This is a genomic window from Succiniclasticum ruminis DSM 9236, assembly GCF_900112895.1.
Classification (GTDB): Bacteria; Bacillota; Negativicutes; order Acidaminococcales; family Acidaminococcaceae; genus Succiniclasticum; species Succiniclasticum ruminis.
In genome coordinates this window covers 307,067-332,424 of record NZ_FONL01000001.1, presented here as the reverse complement: position 1 = coordinate 332,424, position 25,358 = coordinate 307,067, and the positions used below count along the sequence as shown (strand labels likewise).

General features: G+C 50.7%; 24 protein-coding genes and 1 tRNA gene. 24 read left to right on the top strand and 1 reads right to left on the bottom strand.

The genetic code is table 11. The annotated features are described in order from the left end of the window. Positions 1-96: 96 nt before the first annotated feature. The 18 genes from gatC to BM159_RS01485 all read left to right on the top strand — a co-directional run bounded on the left by gatC (position 97) and on the right by BM159_RS01485 (position 17,315). Positions 97-384: an Asp-tRNA(Asn)/Glu-tRNA(Gln) amidotransferase subunit GatC gene (gene gatC / locus BM159_RS01575; protein WP_093912496.1), complete on the top strand. Its 288-nt coding sequence runs from the start codon at positions 97-99 to the stop codon at positions 382-384. Between the two features lie 14 nt (positions 385-398). Beyond that, positions 399-1,865: an Asp-tRNA(Asn)/Glu-tRNA(Gln) amidotransferase subunit GatA gene (gene gatA / locus BM159_RS01570; protein ID WP_093912495.1), complete on the top strand. Its 1,467-nt coding sequence runs from the start codon at positions 399-401 to the stop codon at positions 1,863-1,865. Continuing rightward, the gene (gatB, locus tag BM159_RS01565) at positions 1,865-3,310 is read left to right on the top strand and encodes an Asp-tRNA(Asn)/Glu-tRNA(Gln) amidotransferase subunit GatB (RefSeq protein WP_093912494.1); all 1,446 of its coding nucleotides are present in this window, start codon (positions 1,865-1,867) and stop codon (positions 3,308-3,310) included. Before gatA ends, gatB begins: the two co-directional genes overlap by 1 nt. 254 nt (positions 3,311-3,564) lie before the next feature. Continuing rightward, positions 3,565-4,323, top strand: a complete 759-nt coding sequence (locus tag BM159_RS01560; protein ID WP_218149469.1) for a sulfite exporter TauE/SafE family protein — start codon at positions 3,565-3,567, stop codon at positions 4,321-4,323. Positions 4,324-4,356: 33 nt separating this feature from the next. Then, entirely contained in the window at positions 4,357-4,809 is a 453-nt protein-coding gene (locus BM159_RS01555) for a hypothetical protein (RefSeq protein ID WP_093912492.1), read from the top strand. Positions 4,810-4,950: 141 nt separating this feature from the next. Beyond that, on the top strand, positions 4,951-5,727 hold the full coding sequence (locus BM159_RS01550; protein ID WP_093912491.1) for a hypothetical protein: 777 nt from the start codon (positions 4,951-4,953) through the stop codon (positions 5,725-5,727). A 14-nt stretch (positions 5,728-5,741) separates the two neighbouring features. Next, entirely contained in the window at positions 5,742-7,337 is a 1,596-nt protein-coding gene (locus BM159_RS01545; protein ID WP_093912490.1) for a M20/M25/M40 family metallo-hydrolase, read from the top strand. Between the two features lie 119 nt (positions 7,338-7,456). Next, positions 7,457-8,848, top strand: coding sequence for an FAD-binding oxidoreductase (locus tag BM159_RS01540; protein WP_093912489.1), 1,392 nt, complete (start codon positions 7,457-7,459; stop codon positions 8,846-8,848). A gap of 89 nt (positions 8,849-8,937) precedes the next feature. Continuing rightward, on the top strand, positions 8,938-10,341 hold the full coding sequence (locus BM159_RS01535) for an FAD-binding oxidoreductase (RefSeq protein WP_093912488.1): 1,404 nt from the start codon (positions 8,938-8,940) through the stop codon (positions 10,339-10,341). Positions 10,342-10,358: 17 nt separating this feature from the next. After that, positions 10,359-11,198, top strand: a complete 840-nt coding sequence (locus BM159_RS01530) for a universal stress protein (protein ID WP_093912487.1) — start codon at positions 10,359-10,361, stop codon at positions 11,196-11,198. A gap of 97 nt (positions 11,199-11,295) precedes the next feature. Continuing rightward, positions 11,296-11,385, top strand: a tRNA-Ser gene (locus BM159_RS01525). 546 nt (positions 11,386-11,931) lie between these two features. Then, a complete protein-coding gene (locus tag BM159_RS01515; protein WP_143089372.1) occupies positions 11,932-12,195 on the top strand; it encodes a hypothetical protein in 264 nt (87 codons plus the stop codon). 230 nt (positions 12,196-12,425) lie between these two features. Next, positions 12,426-14,345 carry a DNA polymerase III subunit gamma/tau gene (dnaX, locus tag BM159_RS01510; protein ID WP_093912485.1) on the top strand — a complete coding sequence of 640 codons (1,920 nt, stop codon included), beginning with the start codon at positions 12,426-12,428 and terminating at the stop codon, positions 14,343-14,345. A gap of 67 nt (positions 14,346-14,412) precedes the next feature. Next, positions 14,413-14,754, top strand: coding sequence for a YbaB/EbfC family nucleoid-associated protein (locus BM159_RS01505; RefSeq protein WP_342745738.1), 342 nt, complete (start codon positions 14,413-14,415; stop codon positions 14,752-14,754). Position 14,755: 1 nt separating this feature from the next. Continuing rightward, positions 14,756-15,361, top strand: a complete 606-nt coding sequence (gene recR, locus BM159_RS01500) for a recombination mediator RecR (RefSeq protein WP_093912484.1) — start codon at positions 14,756-14,758, stop codon at positions 15,359-15,361. Positions 15,362-15,471: 110 nt separating this feature from the next. After that, positions 15,472-15,729 carry a pro-sigmaK processing inhibitor BofA family protein gene (locus BM159_RS01495; protein WP_093912483.1) on the top strand — a complete coding sequence of 86 codons (258 nt, stop codon included), beginning with the start codon at positions 15,472-15,474 and terminating at the stop codon, positions 15,727-15,729. A 13-nt stretch (positions 15,730-15,742) separates the two neighbouring features. After that, positions 15,743-16,426 carry an NUDIX hydrolase gene (locus tag BM159_RS01490; RefSeq protein ID WP_093912482.1) on the top strand — a complete coding sequence of 228 codons (684 nt, stop codon included), beginning with the start codon at positions 15,743-15,745 and terminating at the stop codon, positions 16,424-16,426. Further along, on the top strand, positions 16,419-17,315 hold the full coding sequence (locus BM159_RS01485) for an LCP family protein (RefSeq protein WP_218149468.1): 897 nt from the start codon (positions 16,419-16,421) through the stop codon (positions 17,313-17,315). Before BM159_RS01490 ends, BM159_RS01485 begins: the two co-directional genes overlap by 8 nt. Positions 17,316-17,594: 279 nt before the next feature. Here the strand turns inward: BM159_RS01485 and BM159_RS01480 are convergent, their stop codons facing one another. Then, entirely contained in the window at positions 17,595-19,763 is a 2,169-nt protein-coding gene (locus BM159_RS01480) for a Tex family protein (protein WP_093912481.1), read from the bottom strand. A 200-nt stretch (positions 19,764-19,963) separates the two neighbouring features. Here BM159_RS01480 and deoC point away from each other — a divergent pair, with 200 nt between their 5' ends. The 6 genes from deoC (at position 19,964) to BM159_RS01450 (ending at position 25,311) form a co-directional block, all read left to right on the top strand. Next, complete coding sequence (deoC, locus tag BM159_RS01475) at positions 19,964-20,617, top strand: deoxyribose-phosphate aldolase (protein ID WP_093912480.1); 654 nt, start codon at positions 19,964-19,966, stop codon at positions 20,615-20,617. Further along, positions 20,614-21,438, top strand: coding sequence for an MBL fold metallo-hydrolase (locus tag BM159_RS01470; protein WP_177205841.1), 825 nt, complete (start codon positions 20,614-20,616; stop codon positions 21,436-21,438). Before deoC ends, BM159_RS01470 begins: the two co-directional genes overlap by 4 nt. Then, positions 21,416-22,561, top strand: coding sequence for a S1C family serine protease (locus BM159_RS01465; RefSeq protein ID WP_093912478.1), 1,146 nt, complete (start codon positions 21,416-21,418; stop codon positions 22,559-22,561). The genes BM159_RS01470 and BM159_RS01465 overlap by 23 nt, the downstream gene beginning before the upstream one ends. A 135-nt stretch (positions 22,562-22,696) precedes the next feature. Further along, positions 22,697-23,176, top strand: a complete 480-nt coding sequence (gene rlmH, locus BM159_RS01460) for a 23S rRNA (pseudouridine(1915)-N(3))-methyltransferase RlmH (RefSeq protein WP_093912477.1) — start codon at positions 22,697-22,699, stop codon at positions 23,174-23,176. A gap of 185 nt (positions 23,177-23,361) precedes the next feature. After that, positions 23,362-24,480 (top strand): nucleoside hydrolase, encoded by a 1,119-nt coding sequence (locus tag BM159_RS01455; RefSeq protein WP_093912476.1) that lies wholly within the window; start codon positions 23,362-23,364, stop codon positions 24,478-24,480. Between the two features lie 18 nt (positions 24,481-24,498). After that, positions 24,499-25,311 (top strand): formate/nitrite transporter family protein, encoded by an 813-nt coding sequence (locus BM159_RS01450; protein WP_093912475.1) that lies wholly within the window; start codon positions 24,499-24,501, stop codon positions 25,309-25,311. The last annotated feature ends 47 nt before the right edge of the window (positions 25,312-25,358 follow it).

Genomic DNA, 25,358 nt, shown 5'->3' with positions numbered 1-25,358 from the left:
CCTTCGGTATGCAATTCACAGGATAATTGCATTCAGCTGGTAGTTTGCCGGAGGGTCGTTTCCTTAAAGCTTAATGAATAACAGGATGGTGAAAAAATGAAAGTAACGGAAAAAGATGTGAAATACATCGCGGCGCTTTCCCGCCTGGAGATTTCCGAGGCGGAAATGCCTAAGTTCACAGAGCAGTTCAACCAGATCCTCAATTATGCGGATATCCTGCAGAAGGTGGATACCACCGGTATCGAACCCACTTTCAGCATTCTGCCGCTGTACAATGTGCTGCGGGAAGATGTGCCGCAGGAAGGCGTGGCTCATGAAGATGCGCTGAAAAACGCGCCGGCGGTACATAATGACGGATTCAAAGTTCCGCGTGTAATCGAGTAAGGGAGGCAAGGACTGTGAAGTTATACGAAAGCACCGTTCATGAACTGCATGAACAACTGCAGAATAAACAGCTCAGCTCCGTTGAGCTGACCAAAGCGGTTTATGACCGCATCGATGAGGTGGAAGAAAAAATCGGCGCTTATGTGACGCTGGATAAAGAGAACGCCCTGGCCCAGGCGGCCAAAGTGGACGCTATGATCGCAGCCGGCGAAACCATCAAACCGCTGGCCGGTATTCCGGGCGCTATCAAAGATAATATCAGCACCAAAGGTCTGCGCACTACCTGTTCGTCCCACATCCTGGACAATTTCATTCCGGTGTACGACGCCCATGTAATCGCAAATCTTCGTAAGGACGAAACCATTTTCCTGGGCAAGACCAACATGGACGAATTCGCCATGGGGTCCACCACGGAAACTTCTTACATGAAAAAGACGCATAACGCCTGGAATCTGGACTGCGTGCCCGGCGGTTCCTCCGGCGGCAGCGCGGCGGCGATTGCAGCCGGTGAAGCCATCTGGTCCCTGGGTTCCGATACCGGCGGATCCATCCGCCAGCCGGCATCCTTCAACGGCGTGGTTGGTATTAAACCGACTTACGGGCGCGTGTCCCGTTACGGCTGTGTCGCATTTGCTTCTTCACTGGATCAGATCGGGCCTATCACCCGTGACGTAACCGACGCGGCTATCGTATTGAACACCATTTGCGGCGTCGATGCCCATGACTCTACCTCTCTGCCGGTGGATGTGCCTGACTTTACCAAGGCACTGCGGCAGGATGTGAAAGGCCTGCGCGTCGGCCTGCCGAAAGAATACTTTGGAGAAGGCATTAATACCAAAGTCAAAGAGCAGATTATGCTGGCCGTGGAAAAATACAAAGAGCTGGGTGCGGAAATCGTGGAAGTTTCCCTGCCCCATACGGAATATGCCGTAATTACGTATTACATCATCGCTCCGGCGGAAGCTTCCGCCAACCTGGCCCGTTATGACGGCGTGCGCTACGGCTATCGTAACAAAGAGGCCAAGAGCGCGCCGGAAATGACAAAGCTGAGCCGTACGGAAGGCTTTGGCAGCGAAGTAAAACGCCGCATCATGCTGGGCACGTATGTGCTGAGTTCCGGTTATTATGATGCGTATTATAAAAAGGCTATGCAGGTCCGTACCCTGATCCGCAAAGACTTTGACGAAGTATTCCGGAAAGTGGATGTGCTTCTGACCCCGACGTCTCCGGTAGTGGCGTATCCGCTGGACGGCAAGATGGATCCCCTGGCAATCTACATGCTGGACGTAACCACGATTCCGGTGAACATGGCCGGTCTGCCCGGTATCTCCATTCCCTGCGGCTTTGCGGACGGCATGCCGGTAGGCCTGCAGCTGATCGGCAAGGCGCTGGACGAAGAAACCCTGCTGCGGGCTGCTTACACCTTTGAGCAGGCGACGGAATTTCATAAAGCGGTAGCGCCTTTGGGAGGTAACAAATAATGAAAAATTATATTACTGTTATCGGTCTGGAAGTTCATGCCGAGTTAAAAACAAAAACCAAAGCGTTCTGCTCCTGCTCCACAGAATTCGGCGCGGAACCCAATACCCACGTCTGCCCGGTCTGCCTGGGTATGCCCGGCGCCCTGCCTGTATTGAACAAGCGGGTCGTTGAATTCGCAATCCGTGCCGGCCTGGCTCTGAACTGTGACATTCAGAAATTCAATAAGATGGACCGCAAGAATTACTTCTATCCCGACCTGGCGAAAAATTATCAGATTTCCCAGTGGGATGAACCTATCTGTCTGGGCGGGCATATCGATATCCGGGTCAACGGTGAGAAAAAACGCATCGGCATCACCCGCATCCATATGGAAGAAGATGCCGGCAAGCTGGTGCACAGCGGTCTGACCATCAGCACGTCCGATTATTCTGCGGTTGACTACAATCGTGCCGGTGTGCCCCTGATTGAGATTGTATCCGAGCCGGATATGCGCAGCGCGGCGGAAGCCCGTGCGTATATGGAACAGCTGAAAGCCATTCTGGAATACACGGATGTCTGCGACTGCAAGATGCAGGAGGGCAGTCTCCGCTGCGATGCCAACATTTCCGTTATGCCGGAAGGCGCTACGGAATTCGGTACCCGCGCCGAGATCAAAAACCTGAACTCTTTCCGTGCGCTGGAGCGGGCCATTGAGTATGAAGTGGAACGCCAAATCGAAATAGTGGAAGATGGCGGCCATGTAGTGCAGGAAACCCGTACCTGGGATGACGCCAACGGCGTGACCCTGTCTATGCGTTCCAAGGAAGAAGCACACGACTACCGGTACTTCCCGGAACCGGATCTGGTTCCGGTCAATCTGGATCAGGCCTGGATCGACGAGATCAAAGCGACCCTGCCGGAACTGCCCTCTGCCCGTAAGGAACGACTGCTGGCGGAAGATGTTCCGGAAGATAACGCGGATATCATCGTAGCCAGCAAAAAAGTGGCGGATTATTTTGACGCAGGCACCAAAGCCACGAAGAACCTGAAAGCCCTGTCCAACTGGCTGATCGGAGATGTGGCCGGCTTCCTGAACGCGGAAGGCATTGAAATCGACGATCCGGAATTCAGGATAACACCGGACCATCTTGGTGAGCTGGTTAACCTGATTGACAAAGGTGTGCTGTCCAGCAAACTGGCCAAGCAGGTCTTTGTGGAGATGCTGAAAGAAAATGAAGCACCTCAGGTACTGGTGAAGAAGCTGGGTCTGGAACAGGTCAGCGATGCAGGTGAACTGGGCAAACTGGTAGATGAAGTGATAGCTGCCAATCCCCAATCTATTGCGGACTTCAAGGCCGGCAAGAAAAAGGCTCTCGGTTTCCTGGTAGGACAAATCATGAAAGCTACCCAGGGAAAAGCAAATCCGGGCATGGTCAACAAGATGCTGATGGAAAAACTGCAATAAAAATCAACTGATAGTATAAAACAGCATTTCCGTACGTGGTTACGGACACAGGCGCGGTTTGCAAAACGGATGCAAACCGCGCTGCTTTTTTTAACTGATTTGGAAAAGGTTTTTTATATTTATTTGTAGAAACATATATAAAACCAGACTGAAGAATCGATGTATTGATATAATTACAGTTAAAGAAAGATATGGTGTAATATAAACAGCAATTGGTTTTATCTGTGCTGTAATGCAAGAGGGGAGAACGTGAGTTGGATCTTGGGATGTATGTTTCCGGCCTGCAGTCCCATGCAGGCCCGCTTTTTTGTGTATTCCTTGCGGCCTTTCTCCAATCGATTACAGGTTTCGGTCTGGTCATGGTAGCTGCGCCGCTCCTGATGTTTTTTTACGAACCGAAACTCACGATCATCATCATGTTCTGCCTGGCGGGCTGTGGAAACTGTGCGCAGCTCCTGCTGCTTTGGAAACAGGTAAACTGGCAGCGGATAGCGGAGCTGTTCTGCGGTGCTCTGGCCGGCATCCCGCTGGGAGTGACGGTTTTCCGTCAGCTGCCGGGCGGCGGGTTAAGGGCAGCAATCAGTGTTGCCGTCCTTTTGACCCTTGTTACCATGGAATTCAGACGCAGACGCTTTGAGGAAACAAGGAAAAATACAATTCTCACAGGTATGCTGGCGGGTATCATGGCGATGACGACCGGTATGGCAGGACCACCCCTTGTGCTGTATTTTGCCTACACATCGATGCCTCAGAATGTATTCCGGGCTACCTGTATAGGATATTTCTTTTTCAGCAACCTGGGTTCGCTGGTTGCTTTATGGGTCACAGGGGTGCCCATTGGTGAAGCAGTTGGAGAGTTTTTATTCCTGTTGCCCGGTCTTGCCTGCGGTGTCGCCTTGGGGCATTGGGCATTTGCCTTTATGCCGCAACAGCTGATACGTAAAATTATCATCATCCTTTTGTATGCAACCTGTTTATATAATATCTGCAAGGCGTTTCAATTATTATCATAAGTTTGATGTTTTTTTAACAGGGGGATATGCTCATTGACCGGTGTATCACATAGCATTGTCACATTCGCAACGTTGTTTGTGGCGACACATAACGTATTCATTGCCGGAAGCGCAACGCTCGGCAGCCTGTTTCCTGACAGGTCGGAAGGATTATTCTGGCAGTCCTCTCACCGTTCCTACTCTCACTGGTTTGTGCTGTATGTTGCAGCCCTGGCCTTTTTCTGGACGCCGGATGTGCTTTCTGTAACGGGGATGCAGGTGTGGCAGGCGGGCATCGTGCAGATGATGCGGTTGTTCTTTTTCTGGTTTTTTGCCGGGGCGTTACTCCATATTCTGGAAGACGCGATATGCGGCCCGGTACCGTTTCTGTATCCGACAAAACGGACAACTGTGTTTCCCCGCCTGTTCAAGACCGGCTCTGTTGGAGAATGTCTCTTCGTCATAGCATATTGCGCGATTATGTATCTGGCTGCGGGAAGATTATAATTTTATAAAATCCCATGTGGAAGGTTAAACCAAAAACAAGAGTGTAAATTTTTATTAACTCGTTTCCGTGTTATAATTATGGGCAGGATAAGACCGATTTGAACAATGAGAATATTGCAGATATAGCAAAGGGGAATCATTATGAGAGAGATTGACGATCAGGAATGGAAAGTGTATGTAACAAAATGTACCACCGGGGAATGGCCTGTTCCCCCCGGATTTGTCAGTGACAAGAATAACTGGCTGTGCCGTGCCATTGTAGGCCGGGTGCTGTACTTCATTAAGGATGTGGAAGGCGCTCTGACGGTGTTAAGCACCTTCATCAACGATGTAGAGCCTGATTTGGACGATCATCCGGATCAGGGCATGTGCGAAGCGGAGCATTTTGTACTGAGCCTGCGTGATATTTCTGAAATCATCTGGAAGCTGACAAAAAACGGCGATGCATCTCTGCAGTATCTGGACAGGGCGTTTAAAATCTGCCGGAAATTTCCTTACCGTTTTCATACGGAAGCACGTGGTGATATCTGGTACCGGCGGCTGAACGTTCTGGCGGAAAGCGGAAAATTGGAACAAGCTGTCACTGACGCGGAAGAGATGGTGGAAAATGAAAAACTGAAGTCCCATGCTCCGCAGCCCATCATTCCCGACCCGCTGTACGATACGGTAAATCCGTATATTTTCTACAGCCTGCGCTTTCTGGCGGAGCAGAAGCATAAAGAAGGAAAAACGGCAGAAGCCTGTGCCCTGTTTGAGGACGCCTACAACTATTTCCCGCTGTCGGCGGCAGGCATCCGGGACGTGAACAAGGCGAAGGGAACAAAAGATGCGGAAGAACAGTACAAAGCCTGGATTTTCTGCACGACGTACCAGTATCTTCCCTGGGAGAAACAACCGGTTGTGAAGTTACGGGACTGAGATGATTCGGGATTATGAAAGATAAAATTATTGAAATTTTACAGGGCCTGATGGCTTGCGCGGCTGTTACCAATACAGGAAAAGAGATTGCTGCGGAACAATGGATGCTGGATTATTTCCGGGAGCAGTCATATTTTAAGAAATATCCGGAATTATGCGGTTCGTTCCCGGTTCCGGGGGACGCATTGAACCGCAGCGCTGTCTGGGCATTGGTGATACCGTCCGGAGTTTGCGAAATATTGAAGAAGGAAAACTTACCAGCAGTAGTTTTCATGGGGCACCACGACGTAGTTTCGGCAGACGTTTATGGTGAGGCAGCTCCCTGGGCTTTTAATCTGGAGGAAATCGCCTCCCATTTGAACGCAGAAACACTTTCTGCAGAAGCCTATACGGACCTGCTTTCCGGAGAGTGGCTGTTTGGCAGAGGATGCTGCGATATGCTGGGAGGAACTGCAGTGCAGATGGCGTTGCTTACAGAACAGGCTGAAGCCGCGTTGCACAATGCAGGGGAAACGAATGAAGGACAGGGCGCGCTGCTGTTTATTTCCGTACCCGACGAAGAATCGTTTTCTGTTGGGATGCGGGGTTCCCTGCCATTGCTGGAACAACTGAAGGACCGGTACCATTTGGACTATCGTTTGGCAGTTTGCTCGGAACCCAGCCAGAGACAGGCTGAGGGAAAGACACAAATTGTTTATTCCGGCAGTATCGGCAAGTTGCTGCCTGTTGTTCTGGTACAGGGCAAACTGGTACAGGTGGGAAGTTACCGGGAAGGTGTCAATCCGGTAGGTATCCTGTCCCGCATCGTGGCGGCGACAGAAGGCGATGAAACCTTTGCGGAAACCTGCGGTAATGAAGTTTCACTGCCACCGGTGTGGATGTATACCCGGGATTTGAAAGAAGGGTATGATTTTTCGCTGCCGCAGCGTGCGGCAGGGTATTGCAACGTACTTACGTTCCGGAAGACCCCAGCCCAGGTGATGGCATATTTCCTTGGAAAAATAAAAGGGGCCGTGGCAGACACGGGCCATTCTGTTACAGTGATGACATGGGTGACTTTATGGCAACAGGCAAAGCAGCACAGCGGCTTTAACGAATTCTGGCAGGAAACGGAACAGAAAAAAAAGGTGCTGTTGCAGAAGGAACACAAAACATTTCCCGAAGTTACCCTGTGGCTGATGCAGCAGACCCTGGATTTTCTGAACTTTGATCATCCTGTGGTCTTATTTGGCTTTGCCCCACCGTATTATCCGGCAGTACGCAGTGAAGATATGAGAGACAGTGCAAGATTTGAAGTTTATAAGAAAGCCTTGTCAGCCTTGCAGGATGTTGTGATAAGAAACTATTTTCCGGGTGTATCTGACTGCAGTTACTGCGGGCTTTCCAATCATGCGCAAAGCCCTGCGTATAAGGCTAATACACCGTTGTGGGGAACGGATTACCGGTTTGATATGGAGGCGCTGGCGAGACTGCAGATTCCGTTCTTTTTGTTTGGTCCCTGGGGTAAAGATTTGCATCAGATTGGGGAACGGGTCAACCGGCACAGCCTGACGCAGGAATACCCGGAGGCTTTACGCAAACTGTTGCATTACGTATGGTTATTGGAATGAAAAAATGTTATAATGTATAAGATATATTTTCCGTTATTCAGAAAGCATTTCTTAATGTTCTGCATCATCCGGATACAGGTAATCAGTGCTTCTGAAGAAAGAATCTGAGGGGGAAACGTATGTATAACAAAGTTGACGAGAAATTTATTGCAGACCTGCAGGCTATTGCAGGAAAAGAGCATGTGTATGTGGATCCGGACACGCTGGATCAGTACAAAACAGATGAAGAGACGGATCCGGCCAAGTTCCATACACCGGAAGCGGTAGTGGCTCCCGGTTCAACGGAAGAAGTGGCGGCCATCGTGAAGCTTGCCAATGAAGCAAACATTCCCATTACTGTACGTAGTGCCGGGACAAGCCTTTCGGACGGGGCTATTGCGGTCTGCGGCGGAATTATTCTTCTGATGGGCCGGATGAACCGTATTTTGGAAGTGAATACAGAAGGTCTGTATATGGTAGCAGAAGCCGGCGCCCTGGTGAAAGAATGTCAGGCTGCGGCTAAAGAGCATAATCTGGTGTATGCCGGTGACCCCAGCAGCGCGGAAACCTGCCAGATTGGCGGCAACCTGGCCACCAATGCAGGCGGCATCAAGGCAATCCGCTACGGCGTAACTAGGGATCAGGTGTACGGCATGAAAGTTGTTACCCCTGCCGGAGAAATCATGAATGTCGGGGCCTGCCTGAAAAAAAAGACTACGGGCTATGCGCTGGAGCAACTGATCATGGGATCGGAAGGAACTTTGGGCATTATCACTCAGGTTACCCTGAAACTGCAGCCGCTGGCTCCGTACCGTTTCGATGTCCTGGCTATGTTCGACAGTGTGGAAAAAGCTGCCCGGCTGGTGCCTGCGGTCATTAAAGCGGGACTGAACCCCACCAGCATCGAATTTATGGATAACAGTTTCGTGCGCAGCACCACAACCTTCTGTGAGACGAATGTGCCTCACCGGGATATTGCCAACTTTGTCTATGTCACGGTAGAGACATTTGACGAAAACCAGCTGGACACCGGACTGGAGAAACTGAGCGAACTCTGTGAGGAAGCCGGAGCTCTGGAAGTACTGGAAGCGGACGAGCGGCTGTGGACTCTCCGTCGCAGCTGTCAGGAATCTTTGCGGATTCTGTCCGATGTGACCATTACAGATGATTTTGTGGTCCCGGTACATAAGGTGGCGGAAACTATAGAGCATGTGAAAGCCATGGGGGACCATTATCCCTTTGAAGTCATGGTGCTGGGTCATGCCGGGGACGGAAACCTGCACGTCTGCATGTGCCGTAAAAATCTGACGGAAGAAGAATGGAACGAGAATGTGGAGAAATTCCACAGGGAAGCCTATCCCTACGTTTACAGTCTGGGCGGAAGATTATCCGGTGAACATGGCATTGGTGCCAAGAAACTGCATTATATGGAAGAATACACGGAACCGGCCGAACTGGAATACATGCGTATGATTAAAAGGGCTGTAGATCCGAAAAATATCCTGAATCCCGGAAAGATTTTTAATGTATAAATTTAATTTTATTTAAAAACAATTATTTTTTTGGGCGTCCTGCCTGTGATGCAATCAGAGAAATGGAACGCCGGCAAAGGAGAGTTTGTATGGCAAAGTATAATCCTGTTACCCCGGAATTGCTGGAAGAGTTGAAAAAGGTCGTTGGCGCAGCCAATGTAAAGACCGATGCGGAAACTCTGGACCGTTTTAAAACGGACGAAGAGACAGACCCCCGCCTGATGCACCTGCCGGAAGTGGTAGTGTGGGCCAACAGCACGGAAGAAGTTGCGGCAGTCATGAAACTGGCCAACAGGTTTGTTGTACCGGTAACTCCCCGCAGCGCCGGCACCAGCGTTTCCGACGGAGCGATTCCCGTTTTGGGCGGTATCGTGCTGAACATGGAAAAAATGAACAAGATTATTGAAATCAACGAAGACGCCATGTATGCTGTAGCCGAAGCCGGCTCGCGTACCATCGATATCCAGATGGCCGCTAAAGCAAAAGGGCTGCTGTACGCAGGTGATCCCTGCAGCGCGGAAAGCTGCCTCATCGGCGGCAATATCGCTACCAACGCAGGTGGTAACAAAGCAGTACGTTATGGCACTACGAGGAATCAGGTGTTTTCCGTAGAAGTGGTAACGCCTACCGGCGAAATTACGACGCTGGGCTCCCGTCTGAAAAAGTGCAGCACCGGGTACTGCCTGGAACAGCTGGTCATGGGTTCAGAAGGCACGTTGGGCATTATCTGCAAAGCAACCCTGAAACTGTTGCCGCTGCCTCCCTATAAAGTGGATGTGGCTGCAGTATATGACGATCTGGATAAGGCCGTCACCCTGGTGCCGAATCTGGTAAAGGCCGGTTTGGAACCTACCAGTGTGGAATTCATGGACAGCAACTTCCTGAAGAGCTCCTGTGAATACAGTGAGATTAAACTGCCTCATTGTGATGAGGGCGTGTGTTACCTTATCGTCAGCATGGAAACCTTCAATGAAGACGAAGTGGATGCCAAAATGGAAAAACTGGCGGAAATCTGTGAAGAATCCGGCGCCATTGACGTGCTGGAAGCAGATGACCGCGTCTGGACCGTACGCCGAAACTGCCTGGAGTCCACTCGTTCCCTGAGCAAGATTGCCCAGTCGGATGATCTCGTTGTGCCGGTGGATCAGATTGCCAATTGCATCAAACGCCTGACGGAAGAAGCGAAGAAATACGATTTCACTATGTTCTGTCTGGCCCATGCCGGCGACGGCAACCTGCACTTCCAGCATATGAAAGGCGATATGAGCGATGAGGCCTGGGAGGAACAGCAGCATGCTTTCCATGAAACCGCGTATTCTTATGTGTACAGTCTGGGCGGCCGCATTTCCGGCGAGCACGGCATCGGCGCGAAGAAGGTTTATGCGATGGAAAAATACACTGACCCGGTGGAACTGGCTATGATGAAAGCCATAAAAAAAGCCTTGGATCCACTTGATATCCTGAATCCGGGCAAAGTGATGAATGTATATTGATAAAGGAGTATCTGCAAATGTTTTCCAGAGTAATGCTGGCCTTGGATCTGTCGGAACTTACCCCCCGTATATTGGATGTGTTTTACAGTGTCTGCCTTGATCCGGAAACGGAAGTGTACCTGCTTCACGTTGTTAAAAAGGCAGAGAATTTTGCCAAGTCTTCTGCTTATTACAAAAAGACGTACAGCCGTTTAAACGGGCTGGCACAGGACATCCAAAAAGCCGGATACGATAAAGTGGAAATCCTGTGGGAAAGCAATCCGGATGTGCTGAACGGTATCCAGAAAGCCGTCGACCAATATGATATCAACCTGTTGTTCATGGCTTCACACGGTAAAGGCATCTGGGCCAGTACGTTCAGGGGAAGCAATACCTTTAACGCGGTACGGGCCATAGATATCCCAACCCTTGTGGTAAAAGGGGATTACAAGTGCAGCGATTATCTGCAACGTATCCTGTTACCAACGGATTTCTCCCGGAAGTCCCTGATTGCCCTGAACTTTATCCGCAACCTGCGGGAAAACGTAGGGGAGGTCATCTTTGTGCACGTTATTGAAGGGGTCCGGGGCGACGACGAACTGCTGGAAAACAAAGAGATGGCGGAAGATATGCTGAAGGAACTTTGCAACGAGATGCAGGACTTCGGTATTCAGTCACGCTACGTGATTGCGGACGGAGGCGCTGCGTCCCGGGAAATCTGCAAGCTGGCGGAAGAGGAAAACTGCAGCCTTGTCATCACCGGGAAAACCGGGGCAGGGCCTATCAAAGGATTACTGATGGGGAGCACGGCCCAGAATATTTTACTGAATTGCAGCCGTACTCTCTGGGTAATGCCGGACGAAGAAAGCGAAGACTAAAAAACGCTTGACAAAAAAAGCTAATATCCGTATAATATCTTACGTGGCTGACCTTCAGCCACGTATTTACAATTAAAAAGCTTTATTTCCTACAACCGGAGAGATGACCGAGCGGTTGAAGGTGCACGCCTGGAAAGCGTGTGTACGGGAAACCGTACCGAGGGTTCGAATCCCTCTCTCTCCGCCATTTAAAAATGAGTGCCGCATTGCGGCTTTTTTCTTCTGAATTGAAGAACAATAATGGTTTTTCTGTAAGGCTGTAGCGGCAGGTCCTGCGCGATGGAGGCCTGTGAACCGTGTCAGGTCCGGAAGGAAGCAGCACTAAGCGGATACCTGCATGCGCCGCGGGGGTGCCTGCCCTGCGGTCTTACAGGAAAACCGGTTGAGAGCAATCCGTTGAGGATTGCTCTTTTCTTATCTGTTTAAACAAAGTTACCCTTAAATCTGCAACATCTGACATCGGGTTGTTAAAACCGATAATTTGAAAATTTTTCACATTTGAGTCTTGCGTTTATTTAAAAATGTGCTATAATTCAATTCGTTGTTCTGCTGAGGTCCCGTGTTAAAAAGTAGTCTTGGCAACTGCATGAAGCCAGGGCTATTCTTTTTTTGCCAGGGAGACGCTGGTTACATGGGTTTGTTCGTCAGGCGGATGAATCAGCGTGTCTTTGTGTACTGGCATGGTGCCATGACAGCAGAATGCGGAAAACAAAAAAAGGAAGGAAAAGAATTTATGAAAAAATTGTTTGATGCAACTGCAAGAATGAATGAAATTAAGAAAAGAAAGCTGACTGTAGCCAGGAGGCTGCAGTTTCTGGAAGAAAAAATGGCGGAAGTACCGGAAGAAAGACAGGACTCTTACAGCGATTTTGTGAAAAAATCCGTGACTCGTCTGTGCTACGGCGCAACCGCTCAGGAAATTTGGCACGATTGGCAGTGGCGGTCAGTTGACCTGCCGGCATACTTTAAAAACGTGGCGCTGGCAGCGGGCAGATAAACTGCCTGGTGGTCGAATGTATTTGTAATGCGTAGTAACGCCGCAAATTAAAGAAATCCTAAAAAGATTGCAAATTCGAAGTTGTAAAGAAAAAAGGCTTGGATCTTCTTCTTTGCAACTTTATTTTTCTCGGAGATTTTATATTTAATTCATTGTTATTTTAGCTGATTTTTACTATAATAATAGAGTAAAATTTATTAGACTCCCGGGGACAGGAAAGGATGTGCGACATGGCTTACCAAACTCTATATCTGCGCTGGCGTCCGTCCAGTTTTGATACGCTGGTGGGGCAGGTACCGGTCAAGCAGGCGCTGATGAACGCGTTGTCCAGCGGCCGTATTGCGCATGCCTATTTGTTTACCGGACCCCGGGGCACCGGCAAGACCACCACGGCCCGCATCTTTGCCAAGGCGCTGAACTGTTTGAACGGCCCTACGGACCATCCCTGTGGTGAATGCCTGAACTGCCGCCAGATTACGGACGGCAGCGCGATGGATGTGCAGGAACTGGATGCCGCTTCAAACCGGGGCGTGGACGATATTAAAAATCTGAACAAGAATGCAGACTTTGCTCCGGTGAACTGCCGGTACAAAGTGTATATCATCGATGAAGCCCACATGCTGACTACAGAGGCCTGCAACGCGTTGCTGAAAACCCTGGAAGAACCTCCGGAGCATGTGGTGTTTATCCTTGCCACAACGGAACCGCAGAAAATTTTGCCAACCATTCATTCCCGTTGTCAGCGTTTTGATTTCCATCCCATTACCCAGGAGGAAATTGTGGCGCATCTGCAAAAGGTTGCAGAGGGCAGTGATATTAAGGTAGACAGAGAAGCGCTGGAACTGATTTCGGCGGCCTCCGAAGGCGGCATGCGGGACGCGCTGAGCCTGTTGGAGCAATGCGGCGTGATGGCGGGAACCGTTACTGCAGAAACAGTCCGTTCCGTGCGGGGTATCATCGGCAGGGAGATCCTCCGGGAACTGGTCCGTGCGGTGGGGCAGCGGGAAGTTGCTTCTGCTCTTACGATTTTTGATAAGCTGCTGATGCAGGGCAAGGATATCAGCCAGATACTGATTGAATTGTCCGGTTACATGCGGGCGTTGCTCCTGTACAGGGCAACACCGGAGTATCAGCCCATATACGTGACGGATACGGCAGAAGAACTGGGAAAGCTGGCTTCTTATTATACCGGGGAACGGATTCTGGCGGCCCAGGAAATTATCCATCAGGCTATGAATGAACTGCGCTTTACCGCCCGGGGTCGGGTCACCGCTGAAATGTGCCTGTATGATCTGTGCCGGGAAGATAACCGGACCCTGAAGGCACTGGCTGCCCGCATTAACCGGCTGGAGCAGGAACTGACTGCGCTAAAAGCTGGCGGGATCACGGCGGCTGTACAGGAACCGGTTGCCGTTGCAGCGCCGGTTGTAACCGGAATACCAAAACCGGGTGAACCGGTTGTACATGATGTGCCGCAAAAACCGGAACCGGCGGTCGGTGCAAAAGAAGATGTGCAACAACTGTCTGTGATAACTGCAGATAAGGAGAAAAAGGAAAATACAGCAGTAAAAAAGAAAACCGTTGCGGCTGCTACTCCGAAGCACAGCAATCCGCCTGAACCCCCTGGGGTTTCTCTGCAACATACTGTAACGTCAGGAAACGGTACAGAATCTCCCAGTGGAAGCTACACCTCCTATGGCGGTGATTGGGCAACAGGGGATGAGTACTGGACCCGGGCTATGGAAATACTGAAAGCGGAACGGAAAAATTCTATTGCGTCCTGTGCTTCCCACGGTTCCGTGCTGGCCTATGAGAATCAAACCCTGATCGTTGGTTTCAAGATGAAGTTTTTGTGTGAGCGCCTGCAGAAACCGGATTACCGGGAAGTGGTGGAGGAAATCCTGCTGCGGGTAGCACGGGTGCCCATCCGGTTGCAATGCGTGACGGATATGGGTGGGAAAACCGGAAGCGTACCGCCGGCAGGAAAAACGCCGGGATCTGCTTCCAAAGCAAAAACTTTACCGGCAGCGGGTTCTGTGAAGCCTGCTCCGAAACAGCCGGAAACGGCAACAGCTGAAGCAGGGCCAAATGTATCCGCAAGTACAAAAAAAGCCATGGAAATGTTCAACGCAACGCTGCACAAGGTATAGGCCTTCAGGTTCAACATAAAAAAAACATAAATACAAATTATAGTTACTATTACAGGAGGACGGAAACATGAAAGGTATGAAATTCCCCGGCATGGGCGGTATGGGTAATATGCAGGGCATGCTGCAGAAAGTACAGAAGATGCAGGCAGAAATGCAGAAAGTGCAGGCAGAACTGCAGGCCCGCACTTTTGAAAGTACATCCGGCGGCGGCGCCGTAAAGGTTACCGTAACCGGCAAGAAAGAACTTACCGGTGTGGTAATCGATCCCCAGGTCGTGGATCCGGAAGATGTGGAAATGCTGCAGGACCTGATTCTGGCTGCTGTTAACGAAGCCTTGCATCAGGTGGACACGGTGACAGAGGCAGAAATGAACAAAGTGACCGGCGGTCTCAAGATTCCGGGAATGTAATATGGCTGGCTTGATAAAACCCCTGAACAGTGTGTATGATCAGTTCCGGCGTCTTCCCGGGCTTGGCAATAAATCTGCTCTCCGTCTGGCGTACCACATCATCGATATGCCGGAAGAGGATGTGCGCCGTCTGGCGGAAACGTTGCTGCAGGCGAAACGGAACATCCGTTTCTGCAGGGAGTGCTTTAACCTGACGGATAGTGACGAATGCGAAATTTGCAGGGATGAGAAGCGTGATCATAGTATGATCTGCGTGGTAGAACAGCCCCAGGACGCCATGGCTATGGAACGGAGCCGTGGCTATACAGGTGTTTACCATGTGCTGCATGGATGCCTGTCTCCACTGGATGGCATTGGGCCGGAAGAACTCCGGATTAAGGAATTGCTGTCCCGGCTTGGCAGCGGGGACGTGAAAGAAGTAATCCTTGCCACGAACAGCAATGTGGAAGGAGAAGCAACAGCGGCTTATCTGGCGCAGTTGCTAAAGCATCAGCCTGTGGTTGTGAGCCGTATCGCCCGGGGTCTGCCCATGGGCGGAGACCTGGAATATGCAGATGAAGTGACGCTTGCCAAGGCCCTGGAAAACCGGACCCGCATCACGGGATGAATGTGATTTTGTGAAGGGGCAGAGAAGAGGAATTATAGTGCAATCAGTGTTTCCCTGAGATTTTTGGTATTATTTGAATTAGATTTATGAATTAAAAACAGGAGGAAAGCATGGAAATTTTAGCTTCACTTGGCTCATTGGCGGTTGGCGTAATCATATTGTATATCATTGTCAAACTGTTGGCGCTTCCCTTCAAACTGGTATGGAACGGAATCATTGGGGCCATTATGCTGTGGTTAGCGAACCTGCTGGGCGGTACGCTGTTTGGCGTGACGATCAACATTACCATTATCAAGGCTCTGATTGCCGGTTTCTTTGGCATCCCCGGAGCGGCGGCAGTTATTGTGTGGGATTTGTTTGTAAAATAAACAGGTATTGACAATGAAAAATTTGCATGCAATCGCTGCATGGATCCAACAGGAGACCAGTGCCCGCCGGCCTCGTCTGGATAAGACGGGGGTAGTGATGCGGACGGCGTCGGTTCTCCTGTTGTTGCTTCCCGGCCGGAAAGGCCCGGAGCTTCTGTTTGAGGTCCGGTCCTCCAGACTGGGGTGGCAGCCAGGCGATATTTGTTTCCCGGGCGGCCGCAGGGAAAACAGTGACCGGAATTTCGCGGCGGCGGCGGTAAGGGAAGCTTCCGAGGAACTGGGTATCCCTTATGGGGATATCCGGCTTTGCGGTACGCTGGATTTTTTTGCGGCCCATAACGGTTTTATGGTGTATCCTTTTGTGGGTATCTGGAATCCGGCGGACGGTGTCTTATCCGGTGACGCCGTGCATAAAACATGGAATTTTAACAAAGATGAAGTTGCGGAACTGTTCGCGGTTCCGCTTTCCTGGTTCCTGGAAAATAAGCCCCGTATCGGTACGGCCCACATTCAGGTCACCCGTAAGGATGATTTTCCCTTTGAACTGGTACCCCATCTGGATCCCCACAAGGATTTCCATCAGGAGTATGAAATTTACTTTTACCAGTATGGGGATAAGGTGATATGGGGTATGACCGCGGCTATTTTACACAGCTTCCTTGACAGATTCGGAAAGGGGTTAGCAGACTTTGCGTAAAATTTTTTTTCTTATAATATTATTGATTGTGGGATTCCTGAGCGATTTCTCCCTGTTCGACAGTCTCGAACGGCTGGATCTGCTTTCCGGCAAAAAGAATATTGTAGTGATGGGCTGCGATATCCGTAAGGACGACGTGGGGCGCAGCGATACCCTGTTTGTCGTCATGCTGGATAAAAGCAAAAAAAATGCAGCCCTGCTCTCTGTCCCCCGGGATACGCGGGTAAAAATTAAAGGGCACGGCTGGGATAAAATCAATGCCGCCTTTGCCTATGGCGGCCAGAAACTTACCCGGGAGACCGTACAGGACTTTCTGGGGATCAAGCTCGATAACTATGTCCTTGTGGATTTTCGGGGATTTAAAGGTCTGGTAGATGCTGTGGGCGGCGTGGATATCAACGTGGAAAAACGCATGTATTATTACGATCCCTATGACGGATTTGAAATCGATTTGAGACCCGGAATGCAGCATATGGATGGAAAAACTGCCATGCAGTACGTCCGTTACCGCGATGAAGAAGGCGATATCGGACGCATCCGCAGGCAGCAGAAATTTTTGATGGCTTTGTACCGCCATATAGCGTCGAAGAATATCATTGCCAAAATACCCGGCGTTTCCAAACAGATCATGTCTATGGTCAAGACAGATCTTTCCCTGAAAGAAATGGTGGAACTGGGCAATGTAATGCGTGACATGGTGGAAAAGGATGGGCTGAAGATGTCCATGGTTCCGGGTGAACCGGAATATATTGACGGTATCAGTTACTGGATTCCGGATATTCCTAAGATGCGTCAGAAGATGGCGGATATGCAGGGCGTTAAAATATCAGAAAAATTTAATGAGAATACCAAAAAGCTGGAGCAGGAATATAAAAATTCAGCTAAATAAAAAACAGAATCATATGTGTCCACATCCCGTGAACGTTTGTAATAAAAAACGTCCCAAAGTTTTCATTGGAGAGTACTTTTTCTGAATTCTACACCAGTAGTGCAAACCTTGAGGGTTATGGCTTGAAGTATCCTTCCTTTTGTGCTATAGTATATGTACAATCAAACAGCCCCTCATTTGGCCCTTCTCGCAAGGGCTTTTTTTTCGCGCAAAAATTGAACGTTAAAAAAATAACGGCGGGCAAGAACTTGCCCGCCGTTATTTTTCTTTAACGTATTTTTATTTGTTCTTATTTTCGGGAACTTTCTTTAAAGAAAGCCCGATACGCCCCCGGGCTTCGTCGATGCTGATAATCATCACGTCTACAATATCCCCGGTGGAGACGACATCCAGCGGGTGTTTGAAACGGCGGTTGGAAAGTTCCGAACGGTGGATCAACCCGTTTATCTTCAGCCCGATGTCTACGAAGCAGCCAAAGTCCACTACGTTGCGGATGGTTCCCTTGACAATGGAACCGATCTGCAGGTCGCTGAGTTTGGTCACGTTCTTTCGGCTCAGGGGCGCAGGGGAATCTTCCCGGGGATCCCGGCCCGGTTTGGCCAGGGCCTGGAGGATATCGGTTACGGTGGGAAGTCCTGCCTGCAGGTGTTCCGCAATCCGTTTCGGGTCCGCTTTGGCGGCGGCTAACTGTACGGCAGGGCTGCCGCTGTTTTCTTTTTTGCAGCCCAGTTCTGCCAGAATTTTCTCTGTCAGTTCATAGCTTTCGGGATGGACCGGGGTGTTGTCCAGCGGATTGCTGCCGTTGGCGATGCGCAGGAAGCCGGCGCACTGGGTAAAGGCGGCAGGGCCTAAACGGGGTACCTTTAATAACTCTTTGCGGTTGCGGAAGCGTCCGTTTTCATTGCGGTAAGCAATAATGTTTTTGGCCACAGTACTGCTGACGCCGGCTACATAACTTAACAGAGCCGGGGATGCGGTGTTCAGTTCCACGCCTACGTGGTTTACGCAGCTTTCCACTACGTCGCCCAGGGCGTTGCCCAGTTCTTTCTGGTTTACATCGTGCTGGTACTGGCCTACGCCGATGGCTTTCGGCTCGATTTTAACCAGTTCGGCCAGCGGGTCCTGGATGCGGCGGGCAATGGATACGGCACCCCGCAGGGACACGTTCAGGTCAGGCAATTCTTCTTTAGCCAGCGGGGAGGCGGAGTATACGGAGGCGCCTGCCTCGCTGACAATCAGATACGACAGATTCAGTTTATGCTTTTCTATCATTTTGGCCGTGAATTCTTCTGTTTCAAAAGAAGCTGTCCCGTTGCCAATGGTGACGAGGGTAACACCAAACTCTTTGACCAGTTTCACAAAACGCGCTTCCGCGTCGTCCTGCTGGCGCTGGCTGCCGATGATGTACAGGGTATCGGTGGCCAGGACCTTGCCCTGGGGATCGATGACCGCGGTCTTGCAGCCGGTACGGTAACCGGGATCCAGTCCGATGACCGTGTGTCCTGCGATGGGTTGCTGCAACAACAGCTGCCGCAGGTTGACAGAGAATACATTGATAGCCTGCTTTTCCGCTTTCTCTGTCAGTTCATTGCGGATTTCCCTTTCAATGGAAGGGAAAATCAGCCGCTTGTAAGCATCGGCGCAGGCTTCGGCATACATTTCGGAAAACCGGTTCCCGCTTTTGATTTTCAGGAAGCGGTGCAGCTCCGCCAACATGTTTTCTTCCGGGTAATTTAATGAGAGTTTCAGGTATTTCAGCTTTTCGCCCCGGTTCAGTGCTAACGTGCGGTGAGGCGGCAACAGGCGGACCGGCTCGCTGTATTCTTTGTACATGAGGAAATCTTTGCCCGTGGTTTCATCGGTGGACAGCACGGAAGCCAGCTGGGCGTTCTGCCACAGCACACGGCGGATTAGAGCGCGTACATCGGCCCTGTCGGAAATAGTTTCCGCTACGATATCCTGGGCGCCTTTCCAGGCGTCGCTTTCCGTTTCCACGCCTTTTTCCGCATTGATAAAAGGAGTTGCCAGCTCAGACAGGCTTTTCGGCGTATCGGCCTGCAGCACAATATAACTGGCAAGGGGTTCCAGTCCTTTTTCACGGGCAATCTGGGCGCGGGTGCGTTTTTTGGGCCGGTAGGGGAGATACAGATCTTCCAGAACCTGCATCTTTTCCGCTGCCATAATCTGCTGTTCCAGTTCTGGCGTCAGCTTTTCCTGCTCCCGGATGGAGTTTAAAATCTCTTCCCGGCGCGTGTCCAGATTACGAATATACTGAGCCCGGGCCTCCAGGTTGCGGATCTGTTCTTCATCCAGTGAACCGGTAGCTTCTTTCCGGTACCGGGCGATAAAAGGAACCGTGTTGCCGTCGTCCAGCAATTGCAGCGCGGCTTCTGCCTGGGCCGGCCGGATATTCAATTCTTTGGCTAATAATGATACGATTTTTTCCATGTAATGCAAGGCCTTTCTGATAACAATTAAGGCGGCACGGACGGTGCCTTCCGGAGCAGACAGGTATACCGTCCGTGTTCCGGAAAAAACTGTTGGAAGCAGACGCTTCCTGTCTATTATAGCACTTGTCAAAGGGAAAAAGATACGATAAAATTATTTTTAAAGAACAAGCGATTTTTTCAGGAGGAACCGGTATACCCATGATTGAACAATATATAGAACATACCCTGCTGAAACCGGAAGCAACGACGGCAGATATTATCAGATTATGTCAGGAAGCCCGTACTCATAATTTTCTGGGCGTCTGCGTCAACCCCTGTTTTGTTCCGCTGGCGAAACATCTGCTGGCCGGAACGGAAGTGAAGATTGTTTCTGTTGTAGGTTTCCCTTTAGGCTGCGATGAGCCGGAGGTGAAAGCGGAGGCAACCCGCCGGGCAGTACGGAACGGCGCCGATGAGATTGATATGGTCATCAACGTGGGCGCGCTGAAAGGCCGGGACAATGCCTATGTTGTGGAAGACATCCGTCAGGTCGTAACCGCGGCAGGCGAAGCGCCTGTCAAAGTTATTATTGAAGCGTGCCTGTTAAATGAAGAAGAAAAAATCCGTGCCTGCAGGATGATTGCTCAGGCCGGAGCGGCGTTTGTGAAGACCAGCACGGGCTTTAGCAAAGGCGGCGCAACAGTAGAGGACGTGGCTCTGTTATCTGCGGAAGCAAAACAGCTGGGCCTGCGGGTAAAAGCTGCGGGAGGAATCCGGGATTACGCGACGGCCAAAGCCATGCTGAAAGCCGGGGCGGAACGGTTAGGATGCAGCGCCGGGGTCGGGCTTGTGGAAGAAGAGGCCCGGGCATGAGTGGTTTCCAGGTGGCGGTGCTGGCCAGCGGCAGCAAAGGAAACGCGACGGTAATGCGTTGTGAATGCGGCATAGTGCTGGTGGACGCAGGCATATCCTGCCGCCGTATTGCGCAGGGCATGCAGAAGCTGGGACTCCATCCGGAAAATCTGGACGCGGTATTCATCACCCATGAACACATCGACCATGTAAAGGGACTGGAGACCTTTGCGAAAAAATATCCGGTACCCATTTATGCAAGCAGGGGAACCTGGCAGGGAATCAGACAGACGCTTCCCCGGCTGGACCTGAAACTGTGTAACCGCCAGGTTCTTGCGCCCCAGACGGAAATCACGTTAGGCGGGCTGCAGGTACGCAGTTTTTCCGTATCCCACGATGCGCTGGAACCCGCCGGATATCTGTTCCGTAGCAAAGGCCATGTATTCGGGTATGTAACCGATACGGGATATGTCAGCGATGTAGTTAAGCGTGAGCTGGAAGGCGCGGAAGTACTGGTGATTGAATCCAATCATGATCCCATCCTTCTGAAAAACGGACGCTATCCGCCGCCGCTTCAGAAACGTATACTGGGGACACGGGGACATTTGGCCAACGAAACAGCAGGTCATCTGCTGGCAACATTGCAGACGCTGCCCGGGCAGGTTTTCCTTGCCCATCTCAGTCAGGAAAACAATACGCCGGATCTGGCACTGAACACGGTACGCAGCATCGTTATGCAACAACACCCGAAAGCAAACATTCAGTTCTATGTCACTTCACAGGACGAAGTGGTGAAAAATAAAGAATGGGAGGATTATCATGAGCAGAACATTTTTGAATAAGGCAGGCAGTGTAACCGTAAGCCTGCTGCTGGCAATGAGCATGCTGCTGGGCGGTTGCGGCGGTGCTAAAGGCAACGCGGTCGCTCCGGAAACGAAGAAACCGGCGGCGCAGGCGACAGAACCGGCTACGCCTCAGCAACAGCAGGAAAAGAAAGCGGAAGAAATCGACAAAAAGATGTCCGGCGCCCGGAATACGCCCATCGTGCAGGCTGCCAGAAAGGTTGGGCCCACCGTGGTGGGTATTACCAACAAAGCCTATGTGCGCGATTTCTTTAACCGTGTACAGCTGGCGGAACGGGGTTACGGCTCCGGTGTGATTTATGATAAATCCGGCCTGATCGTGACTAATAACCATGTGGTGGACGGCGCCTCCGAAATTATCGTCAGCCTGGCCGATGGGCGCAGCGCACAGGGTAAGGTGCTGGGCACCGACGCGGCCACCGATCTGGCTGTGGTTAAAATTGATCTGGATAATCTGCCCGTAGCGGAATTCGGTGATTCTTCCACGGTACAGGTAGGCGAGCCGGCCATTGCCATCGGCAACCCGCTGGGCATGGAATTCCGGGGCAGCGTAACGGTGGGTATTATCTCCGCGCTGAACCGTTCCGTGGAAATCGGTGAAAAGAAATTCACCCTGTTCCAGACCGACGCGGCGATTAACCCGGGTAACTCCGGCGGCGCGCTGGTGAACGCAGACGGCGAGATCATTGGCATCAATAGCGCTAAGATTGCAGTATCCAATGTGGAAGGCATCGGCTTTGCCATTCCCATCAATAACGTAAAACCCATTATCAAGGAACTGGCCTCCAAAGGCCGGGTAGCCCATCCCTATGTAGGCGCATCCCTGATTGACGCGCAAATCGCCAAACAGTACGGTTTCGATATGGACCTGCATGGCGGCCTGTTTATCATGAAGCTGTCCAAAGGCGGTCCGCTGGCCAGGGCAGGCGCCCGTACCGGCGATATCATCACCGAGTTCAACGGCGTGAAGGTGCAGACCGTTGCTGCACTGCGGGATGAAATCGCAAAACATCAGGTAGGTGACCAGGTGAACATTACGGTACTGCGGAACGAAAACCAGATGACGCTGGCTGTTGTTCTGCAGGAGTATCCGAGAAACTAGACTGACGGGAAAATATGTAATTCCGGGTAATCCTTACAACTTTTACCGGGAAAACATATTTTGTTAAAAAAGCAAAAAGCCGCTCGTAACGGGCGGCTTTTTTAACAGTAACATGCGTTATAAAAGGCAGATAATATGAGAATTACTATTGCCTGTGTAGGCAAACTGAAGGAAAAATATCTGACGGCCGCCATGGACGAATATGTGAAACGGCTGCAGCCGTTCTGTAAACTGGAAATTGTCAGCATCAACGAAGAAAAAATGCCGCAGGAACCTTCGGAAGCAGAACGGGAGCAGGTATTGGAAAAAGAAACCCGGCGGCTGCTGGCTGTGATTCCGGAACATTCCTATGTGGTGCTGCTGGACTTGCAGGGAAAACAGATCACCAGTCCGGAACTGGCGGAAAAAATGGATGCGCTGGCGTTGCAGGGCGTCAGCCATATTACTTTTGTCATCGGCGGCGCGTTCGGCTATACGGATGCGTTGCGGAAAAAGGCAGACTTCCGCTGGTCTTTTTCCAGACTGACTTTTACCCACCAGATGATTCGCGTGCTGCTGGTGGAACAAATCTACCGGGCGTTTAAGATCAGTAAAGGGGAGAAGTATCACTGGTAAACGAAATGGAAATTTGTATGATAACGTGATGTCTTTTCCTGCCAGCATCACGTTACATGTACCTTCGCTTTCTTTATAAAATGGTAATGCGCCATATTCATTTTTAGTGTATAATATTTTTAAAAGGATGTACTTTTTTATAAAAGTCTGAAAACATATTCCTGAAATCCGAAGGGAGGCTTCTTATGAAAATCTGGAAACGTTTATTGCAGACGACTTGCGTTGCGGCTCTGTTGGGTGTTACAGCTATGACCGTGACTGCTTCCGCGGCAAAAGCACCAGTGGCGCAGGCGCCAGAAAAAATCCCTGTTATTCTGGATGCAGATATGGTGGACCTGTTTGACGACGGTGTGGCCTTGCTGATTTTGGCCAAGTCTCCCAAAGTTGATTTAAAAGGCGTAACGGTTGTCATTGGTAACAGCTGGGTAGAAGACGGTGTGGCCAGCACGATCCGTCATCTGGAAGGCATTGGCAGGACTGACATACCGGTGTTCGCAGGCAACAATACTCCGGCCCGTCCCGGCCGTATCGAAAACATAAAAGCGGAAAAGAAACTGTGGGGCCGCGGTCATGACAGCCATCTTGGTGCGGCAGGTTATCCCCGTCCTGCTTCCTGGCAGGAAACATACCGGGAACGGTACAATAGCGAACCTACCGTTGAACCGAAGGCGGAAGACCCCAGCGACTTTATCATCCGTACCATTAAGGAGAATCCTCATAAAGTAACGATTGTAGGTATCGGCACCGGCGGGAATATTGCCAAAGCCCTGGAAAAAGATCCGTCTATCGCCCCGCTGGCGAAGGAAATAGTGTATATGGCTGGGGCTTTCCTGCATGCAGGCAATGTAATGCCCACTGCGGAATTTAATGTCTGGCTGGATCCGGAATCCGCGAAGAAAGAATATCGCGGAGCCTGGCCGAAACAGACTTTCTTCCCTCTGGATGTATGCGAAAATGAAAGAATTAATTACAAGAACTTCCTGGATCTGGAAAAACGGGTGAAAAATCCGGTCTTTAAACATATGTGGGAAAACCATTACCAGACCCCGCTGTTCCGGAATGATCACAAATTCGAGAACTATATCTGGGACGTTCTGGCCGCGTCTTATGTGTTGGATCCGTCCATCGTTACCGAAGAAGTGTTTATGCCGGTCGACGTAAATGATACCTATTCCCTGTCTTACGGCGAGACACTGGCCTTTGCGGGACCGGGACCGGAAGGATCCCAAAAGGCCCACATCGTACAGAAGATCAACCGCAAGAAAGTCTGGAAAATTGTAACGGATACCTTTGACAAACTGTAAAAAAGAGGATGAAGTTAAATGAACCTGTTTACCCCTGCTGAATTTACGGAGAATTATGCCGAGGCCGGCGTGAAAAAAGCGTCATTGCCGGTCGGCAAAATGCTTTTGCTGGGAATCCTGGCCGGCTTCCTGATTGCCATGGGCGGTGCGACTGCAAGTACCGCGTCCCATGCCATCCCGAATGCAGGACTGGCAAAGATGGTCAGCGGCCTGTTGTTCCCCTTTGGTTTGGCCATGGTCATTCTGACAGGCGCAGAATTATTTACTGGGAATGTGTTGATCAACATTTCCGTGTTTGAAGGAAAAACAGGTTTCGCTTCCATGCTGCGGAACTGGTTCTGGGTATATATCGGTAATTTCTGCGGCGCCCTTCTGGTAGCAGCGGGAATGGCGTTTTTAGGCTGCCTGAATTTGTCCGGCGGCGGCTTTGCCGTTTCAACCATGAAAGTCGCTGCTGCCAAAAGTTCCCTGCCGTTTATGACCGCGGTGGGCCTGGGCTTTTTCTGTAACGTGCTGGTGACGGTTGGCGTACTGATAAGCCTGGGTTCTAAAGATACGATAGGGCGTTTCATTGGCGCCTATATGCCGGTGGCCTTCTTCGTCATCTGCGGCTTTGAACACAGCATTGCCAATATGTATTATGTGCCGGCAGGCATTTTTGCCGCGTCGAACCCGGCTTATCAGGCGCTGGCGGTGAAAGCGGGAGTCAACCTCGCAAACGTAACCTGGGGAAGTTTCTTCATGGGAAATCTGCTGCCTGTTACCATTGGCAATATTTTAGGTGGGCTTGCTGTCAGTTTCATTTTCTGGTACTGCTACGGGAAAAAATAATTGGAGCGGAATCTGTGATGAAATGACCTGTTTGCAGTACAGTAAAT

Coding starts and splice junctions, on each gene's coding strand:
- BM159_RS01515 (WP_143089372.1), top strand. CDS start 11,932: ATGAAAAAATTGTTTGATGCAACTGCAAGAATGAATGAAATTAAGAAA.
- BM159_RS01490 (WP_093912482.1), top strand. CDS start 15,743: ATGAAAAATTTGCATGCAATCGCTGCATGGATCCAACAGGAGACCAGT.
- BM159_RS01550 (WP_093912491.1), top strand. CDS start 4,951: ATGAGAGAGATTGACGATCAGGAATGGAAAGTGTATGTAACAAAATGT.
- BM159_RS01495 (WP_093912483.1), top strand. CDS start 15,472: ATGGAAATTTTAGCTTCACTTGGCTCATTGGCGGTTGGCGTAATCATA.
- gatC (WP_093912496.1), top strand. CDS start 97: ATGAAAGTAACGGAAAAAGATGTGAAATACATCGCGGCGCTTTCCCGC.
- BM159_RS01540 (WP_093912489.1), top strand. CDS start 7,457: ATGTATAACAAAGTTGACGAGAAATTTATTGCAGACCTGCAGGCTATT.
- BM159_RS01480 (WP_093912481.1), bottom strand. CDS start 19,763: ATGGAAAAAATCGTATCATTATTAGCCAAAGAATTGAATATCCGGCCG.
- BM159_RS01465 (WP_093912478.1), top strand. CDS start 21,416: ATGAGCAGAACATTTTTGAATAAGGCAGGCAGTGTAACCGTAAGCCTG.
- dnaX (WP_093912485.1), top strand. CDS start 12,426: ATGGCTTACCAAACTCTATATCTGCGCTGGCGTCCGTCCAGTTTTGAT.
- BM159_RS01505 (WP_342745738.1), top strand. CDS start 14,413: ATGAAAGGTATGAAATTCCCCGGCATGGGCGGTATGGGTAATATGCAG.
- BM159_RS01470 (WP_177205841.1), top strand. CDS start 20,614: ATGAGTGGTTTCCAGGTGGCGGTGCTGGCCAGCGGCAGCAAAGGAAAC.
- deoC (WP_093912480.1), top strand. CDS start 19,964: ATGATTGAACAATATATAGAACATACCCTGCTGAAACCGGAAGCAACG.
- BM159_RS01545 (WP_093912490.1), top strand. CDS start 5,742: ATGAAAGATAAAATTATTGAAATTTTACAGGGCCTGATGGCTTGCGCG.
- gatB (WP_093912494.1), top strand. CDS start 1,865: ATGAAAAATTATATTACTGTTATCGGTCTGGAAGTTCATGCCGAGTTA.
- BM159_RS01535 (WP_093912488.1), top strand. CDS start 8,938: ATGGCAAAGTATAATCCTGTTACCCCGGAATTGCTGGAAGAGTTGAAA.
- rlmH (WP_093912477.1), top strand. CDS start 22,697: ATGAGAATTACTATTGCCTGTGTAGGCAAACTGAAGGAAAAATATCTG.
- recR (WP_093912484.1), top strand. CDS start 14,756: ATGGCTGGCTTGATAAAACCCCTGAACAGTGTGTATGATCAGTTCCGG.
- BM159_RS01455 (WP_093912476.1), top strand. CDS start 23,362: ATGAAAATCTGGAAACGTTTATTGCAGACGACTTGCGTTGCGGCTCTG.
- BM159_RS01530 (WP_093912487.1), top strand. CDS start 10,359: ATGTTTTCCAGAGTAATGCTGGCCTTGGATCTGTCGGAACTTACCCCC.
- BM159_RS01450 (WP_093912475.1), top strand. CDS start 24,499: ATGAACCTGTTTACCCCTGCTGAATTTACGGAGAATTATGCCGAGGCC.